Raw genomic sequence first — 5,800 nt, forward strand, 5'->3', positions numbered from 1 at the left:
ACGCCACGACGCCGAGCACCAAGGCCGATCACAAATCATTCATGCCATCTCCTTTCTTCAGGCAGGACAGGCACCGGACGGGTGTCGGACCGGAAGGCCAGCATGGCATTCCCGTATCAAATTGCAACTATTTCCTGCGGCGTCAGGAAGGGCGTCACCACGCCCATCACCCGCGCCACCGTCTCCGCCTTCTCGCCCACCGGCGCGACATAGTCGATCACTCCGCGCGCCGCCGCCGCCCCGCTCCCCATCCCGATCGCCCAGGCCGCCAGATAATGCGCCGCCATGCACCCGCCCGCCGTGGCGATGGTCCCGCGCGCATGGAAAGGCGCCTCGATCACCGCCGCGCCCGCCGCCTCCACGAACGGCCGGCTGGTCGTGTCGGTACATACCGGCATGTCGTCCAGCAGCCCCAGCCGCGCCAGCAGCAGCGCGCCCGAACATTGCGCGCCGATGATCTGCCGCGCCGGATCGAGCCGGATACGCGCCATCAGCGCCGCGTCCGCCGCCACCGCCTGCGTCCGCACCCCGCTGCCGATCAGCACCACGTCATAGTCGGGCAGGCCTTCGACAAGGGCCGCATTGTCGATGCCGACGCCGTTCATCGAGATAACTCGTTTCTTATCCGAAACGATTTCCGCGCGCCATCCCGCCGCCCGGTTCAGCAGCGCCAGCGCGACGAAGCTGTCCAGTTCGTTGTAGCCGTCGAACGTCATAATGGCTGCGCGCATCGCCCGTCTCCCTTTCCGGGCCTCATGCCGCAAAGCGCCCCGGCGCGAACGGTCCACCCGGCGCGCAAAGGCTATTCGCCCGGCCCTGCCCCGTCGTCCCCCACGACCGTGCGCGTATAATCGATGCGGATGCGCACCCAGCTGCCCACCATCACCTTGCCGTTGACGCGCGGCGGCAGCACCAGGAATTGCCACGCCGCCAGCCGCACCGCCCGCGCAAATCCCGATCCCATCGGCGATTCGCCCAGCGTCTGGCAGTTTTCGACATGATAATGATCGACCGTCTTGCACGCGACCAGGCCATAGCCGCGCGCCGGCGCATCGGCGGGGATATAGGGGGACAGTTCGGCATGGCTCGGCCGCCTGTACCATTCCGCCTCGAACAGCTGGACCCCGCCCGGCCCTTCGCCCGGACCGGACACGGCGGCGCTGTCGCCCTTGCCCGCGCCCGCGCCCTGCGCCGCCTTGGGCAGGTTGCCGATATCGGCGGACGCCATCTGCTCGCGGCTCAGCGTCAGGAAGGGGAAGGGGGACGGCGGCTGTTCGGCGGGCTTCTCGACCGGAACCGGCGGGCGCACCACCGGCTCGGCGGCTTTTTGCGGCGCGGCGCTGTCCTGCTCGCGCTTCTGCGCCTTCTCCGCCTTGGCTTGGGCTTGCTCCGTCTTCTCCCCCGCCTCCACGTCGAAGGTCACGGGCAACCGATCCTCCTGCCGGGGCGGCTCGAACCGCGGCGACAGGGTGAACAGCGCCAGGAGCAGCAGCAGGTTCAGCACCAGCGCAAATGCCAGGCCGCCTGCGCGCTGCCGCACCTTGGCCCAGGGAATCGGAGGGATGTTCAAACGCGGCGACCGGACAAAAGGGGTTGGGGGCTTCTGCCCACACGGCACGGACTCGTCAACGCCGTCCCGGCAGACCGCAGGCCCCAGGCGCACAAAATGCCCCGCGGGCGGCCGACCGGCGGCGCAGACACGCACCGCCGCCACGCTGCACCTGCGAAAGCGCTGGCGAGCCGGATTGATCTCGGCTAGGTCAGCCCGCGATGCTCACAAGGCTTTATCAATGGACGCTGGCCAAGGCCGCGCACCGCCATGCCGAAGGCTGGCTTTTCGCCGTCAGTTTCATGGAATCGAGCTTCTTCCCGATTCCGCCGCATCCGCTGCTCGGCCTCATGTGCCTGGCAAAGCCGGAACGCGCGATCCGCTTCGGCATCATCTGCACGCTGGCCTCGGTGCTGGGCGGGCTGTTCGGCTATGCGATCGGCCATTTCCTCTATGAAGCGCTGGGGCACCAGATTCTCGATGCCCTGGGCCTGTCCGCCAAATTCCCGGTCGCAGCCTGCTACCTGCGCGACTACGGGGCGGAAATCATCCTGATCAAGGGCGCAACGCCCATTCCCTTCAAGCTCATCACCATCACGGCGGGCTTCGTCGGCTTGCCCCTCTTCACCTTCCTCTGGGCCAGCATCCTCAGCCGGGGCCTTCAATTCATCCTGGTTGGCTTCCTGTTCTGGAAATTCGGCCGCCCGATCAAGGCGTTCATCGAAAAATATCTGGCCCTGCTCTCCGCCGGCTTCCTGCTGCTGCTGGTCGGCGGCTTCCTCGCCGCCTCGATGCTGGGCGGCGGGACGCACAAGAGCGACAAATGCTCCAACGCCACCATGGCGACGATCGGCCGCTGAAGCGCCCGATGCGCGCGATCCTCGCCCGTCCCCGGCTGGCCGCGCTCGCCGCCGGCTTCCTGTCGGCCACGGGGTTCGAGCCGCTGGCGCTCTGGCCGGTCACGCTCGCCTGCCTGGCGCTGCTCATCGCCCTGATCGAATCCGCGCCCGACCGCCGCGCCGCTTTCCTGCGGGGCTGGCTGTTCGGCCTTGGCCATTTCACCCTTGGCCTCAACTGGATCGCCCACGCCTTCACCTATCAGGACGCGATGCCGCACTGGTTCGGCTATGGCGCGGTGATCCTGCTCTCCCTCTACCTCGCGGTCTATCCGGGGCTGGCGACGCTTGGGGCCTGGTTGTTGGGGAGGCTGATCCCCTTCGGCCACCCGCCTTCATCCCGCCTGATCGCGCCGCCCGGCGCGCGCCATGCCGCCGCGCTCCCGCTCCTCTTCGGCGCCACCTGGCTCGTTGCCGAATATCTGCGCGCCACCCTTTTCACCGGCTTTGCCTGGAACCCGCTGGGGGTCGCGCTGCTGCCCACCGGCATCGCCATCGCCGCGACGCTGATCGGCACCTATGGCCTCGGCGCGCTCGCCATCCTCGCCGCCGCGGCCCTTCTCCTGGCGATCCGCCGCCAGTTCCGCGCGGCCGCGCTGATCGCCGCGCCCCTGGCTCTCCTCGCCCTCTGGGGAACCCTGTCCGCCGCGCCCCCCACTCCGCCGGGCGCGCCCCGCATCCGCATCGTCCAGCCCAATATCGGCCAGGACGAAAAATATTCGGTGGAGGCGGAATATCGCCACTTCCGCACGCTCGCGACGCTCTCCGGCCAGCCGCGCCCCGCCCCGCGCCTCCTCTTCTGGCCCGAAGCCGCCATCCCCGCCTATCTCGACATGGAACCCGACTGGCGCGCCCGCCTCGCCGCCCTGCTCGGCCCCGGCGACCTGCTCATGACCGGCGCGGACAAGGTCTATTTCAGGCCCGTCACGGAACAGGGCGTCACGACGCAGAAACTCGTCGGCGCGAACAACAGCCTGTGGATCGTCACCCCGCTGGCGACCATCGCCGGGCGCTATTCCAAGGCGCATCTTGTCCCCTATGGCGAATATCTGCCGATGCGGGAGATATTGACCCCGCTCGGCCTCTCGCGCCTCGTTCCCGGCGACGCCGATTTCTGGCCCGGCCCTGGCCCGCAAAGCCTGACCCTGCCCGCCGCCACCGGCCGCCCTGCCATGAAGATGGGCGTGCAGATCTGTTACGAGATCATCTTCTCCGGCCAGGTCGTCGACGCGAACAACCGCCCCGCCTTTCTCTTCAACCCCTCCAACGACGCCTGGTTCGGCAGCTGGGGGCCGGTGCAGCATCTGGCGCAGGCCCGCCTTCGCGCGCTGGAGGAAGGCATCCCCATCCTCCGCTCGACGCCCACCGGCGTTTCGGCGGTGATCGATGCGCGCGGCCAGGTGCTGCGGTCGCTCGGCCTCAACCGCGCGGGCTATCTCGAATCCGGCCTGCCGCCGGCGCTTCCGCCGACCCTGTTCGCGCGGCTCGGCAACCTCCTCCCCTTCCTCTTCGCCGCCCTGCTGCTGGGTGCCGCCATTGCAACCCGGCGAAGCAGACGCTAAGGCGTCCGCTGCACATAAAGATTTCTTTATACGCAGACACAGCATCAGACTGGAGCAACCATGCGTTCAAACTATCTCTTCACCTCGGAATCCGTGTCCGAAGGGCATCCTGACAAGGTCGCCGACCAGATCAGCGACGCCATCGTCGACCTGTTCCTTTCCAAGGATCCCGAAGCCCGCATCGCCTGCGAAACGCTGACCACGACGCAGCTCGTCGTCCTCGCCGGCGAAATCCGCTGCAAGGGCGTCTATGAAAACGGCCAGTGGGCGCCCGGCGCGCAGGAAGAAATCGAAAAGGCGGTCCGCGATACGGTCAAGCGCATCGGTTACGAACAGGACGGTTTCCATTGGGAAACCTTCCGCTTCGAAAACAACCTCCACGCCCAGTCCGCGCACATCGCGCAGGGCGTCGACGCCGCCGGCAACAAGGATGAAGGCGCGGGCGACCAGGGCATCATGTTCGGCTTCGCCTGCGACGAAACCCCCGACCTCATGCCCGCGACGCTGGACTATAGCCACAAGATCCTGGCGAGGATGGCAGCCGACCGCCATTCGGGCGCAGCCCCCTTCCTGGAGCCCGACGCCAAGAGCCAGGTCACGCTCCGCTTCGAAAATGGCAAGCCCGTCGCCGCCACCGCCATCGTCGTCTCGACCCAGCACGCGCCGGGCTACGACACGGGCGACAAAGAAGCGGAACTCAAAAATTATGTGAAGGGCGTCGTTGCCGACATCCTTCCGGCGGAACTGCTTTCCGACGCCACCGTCTATCACATCAACCCGACCGGCAGCTTCGAAATCGGCGGGCCGGACGGCGACGCCGGCCTTACCGGCCGCAAGATCATCGTCGACACCTATGGCGGCGCATCGCCCCATGGCGGCGGCGCGTTCAGCGGCAAGGATCCGACCAAGGTCGACCGTTCGGCCGCCTACATCACCCGCTACCTCGCCAAGAATGTGGTCGCCGCCGGCCTCGCCACCCGTTGCACCATCCAGATCGCCTATGCGATCGGCGTCAGCGAACCGCTCTCGCTCTATGTCGACACCCATGGCACCGGCACGGTGGGCGACGACAGGATCGAAGACGCGATCAAGTCCATCACGGACCTGGGCGGTCTCACCCCGCGCGGCATCCGCACGCATCTTGGCCTCAACAAGCCGATCTACCGGCCGACCGCCGCCTACGGCCATTTCGGCCGCAAGCCCGAAGGCGACTTCTTCCCCTGGGAAAAGACCGACCTGGTCGAAAAGCTCAAGGCCGCGCTCTGACGCCTATGCCCCTCCCGTCCGGGGAGGGGGCAGCGGCACTCGGGCGCGAAGCGTCCTGGTCGCGGCGGGATGGGCGACACCCCGCGTCCCGGCCTGAAAAGGGCGTCGGCAGCACCCGCTCCGACGCCCTCTTCGCGTCCCGCAACCTGTCCGCAACATGACGAAAAGTTCATTAGGAAAGCAGGCCGCCGGGGCGCATAGAGAGGGCGTCGGGCTCGCACCCCTGTCGAGCCCGGCACCCCCTCTCTTCTGCATGAGAGACGACCCATGACCAAGATGGTTGCCACCGCCCTCCTCGGACTTGCCCTGGCCCTCGGCAGCGTCGCTCCCGCGTCCGCCGCACCTTGCAAGGACGCGAAGGGCAAGTTCGTCAAATGCACCCCGAAAGCGCCCGTCAAAAAGGCGCCCTGCAAGGATGCGAAAGGCCGCTTCATAAAGTGCAAATAATCTCCCCCATTATGTTGCACTGATCCGTCCCGAACCATGACGAACCGGCGGCAGGGGTTAAGACCCTGTCTCTTATACAC

Annotated in this window: 5 protein-coding genes; 3 read left to right on the top strand and 2 right to left on the bottom strand. The window is 67.2% G+C overall.

Going from position 1 to position 5,800, the window contains the following annotated elements; genetic code table 11:
* Positions 1-116: 116 nt before the first annotated feature.
* Positions 117-731: a DJ-1/PfpI family protein gene (locus AX724_RS12575; RefSeq protein WP_066766993.1), complete on the bottom strand. Its 615-nt coding sequence runs from the start codon at positions 729-731 to the stop codon at positions 117-119.
* A gap of 71 nt (positions 732-802) precedes the next feature.
* Entirely contained in the window at positions 803-1,570 is a 768-nt protein-coding gene (locus AX724_RS12580) for a hypothetical protein (RefSeq protein WP_066766997.1), read from the bottom strand.
* Positions 1,571-1,770: 200 nt separating this feature from the next.
* Here AX724_RS12580 and AX724_RS12585 point away from each other — a divergent pair, with 200 nt between their 5' ends.
* Genes AX724_RS12585 through metK form a run of 3 tightly spaced genes read left to right on the top strand, consistent with a single transcriptional unit; the run spans position 1,771 to position 5,273 of the window.
* Complete coding sequence (locus AX724_RS12585; protein WP_066767000.1) at positions 1,771-2,409, top strand: YqaA family protein; 639 nt, start codon at positions 1,771-1,773, stop codon at positions 2,407-2,409.
* Between the two features lie 8 nt (positions 2,410-2,417).
* On the top strand, positions 2,418-4,007 hold the full coding sequence (lnt, locus tag AX724_RS12590; RefSeq protein WP_066767010.1) for an apolipoprotein N-acyltransferase: 1,590 nt from the start codon (positions 2,418-2,420) through the stop codon (positions 4,005-4,007).
* A 60-nt stretch (positions 4,008-4,067) separates the two neighbouring features.
* On the top strand, positions 4,068-5,273 hold the full coding sequence (gene metK / locus AX724_RS12595) for a methionine adenosyltransferase (RefSeq protein WP_066767003.1): 1,206 nt from the start codon (positions 4,068-4,070) through the stop codon (positions 5,271-5,273).
* The last annotated feature ends 527 nt before the right edge of the window (positions 5,274-5,800 follow it).

The organism is Sphingobium sp. CCH11-B1, assembly GCF_001556865.1.
Lineage (GTDB): Bacteria > Pseudomonadota > Alphaproteobacteria > Sphingomonadales > Sphingomonadaceae > Sphingobium.

What these genes read in the sequence shown, in the direction of transcription:
- AX724_RS12575 (WP_066766993.1), bottom strand. Translation starts at nt 731, where the DNA reads ATGCGCGCAGCCATTATGACGTTCGACGGCTACAACGAACTGGACAGC.
- AX724_RS12585 (WP_066767000.1), top strand. Translation starts at nt 1,771, where the DNA reads ATGCTCACAAGGCTTTATCAATGGACGCTGGCCAAGGCCGCGCACCGC.
- lnt (WP_066767010.1), top strand. Translation starts at nt 2,418, where the DNA reads ATGCGCGCGATCCTCGCCCGTCCCCGGCTGGCCGCGCTCGCCGCCGGC.
- metK (WP_066767003.1), top strand. Translation starts at nt 4,068, where the DNA reads ATGCGTTCAAACTATCTCTTCACCTCGGAATCCGTGTCCGAAGGGCAT.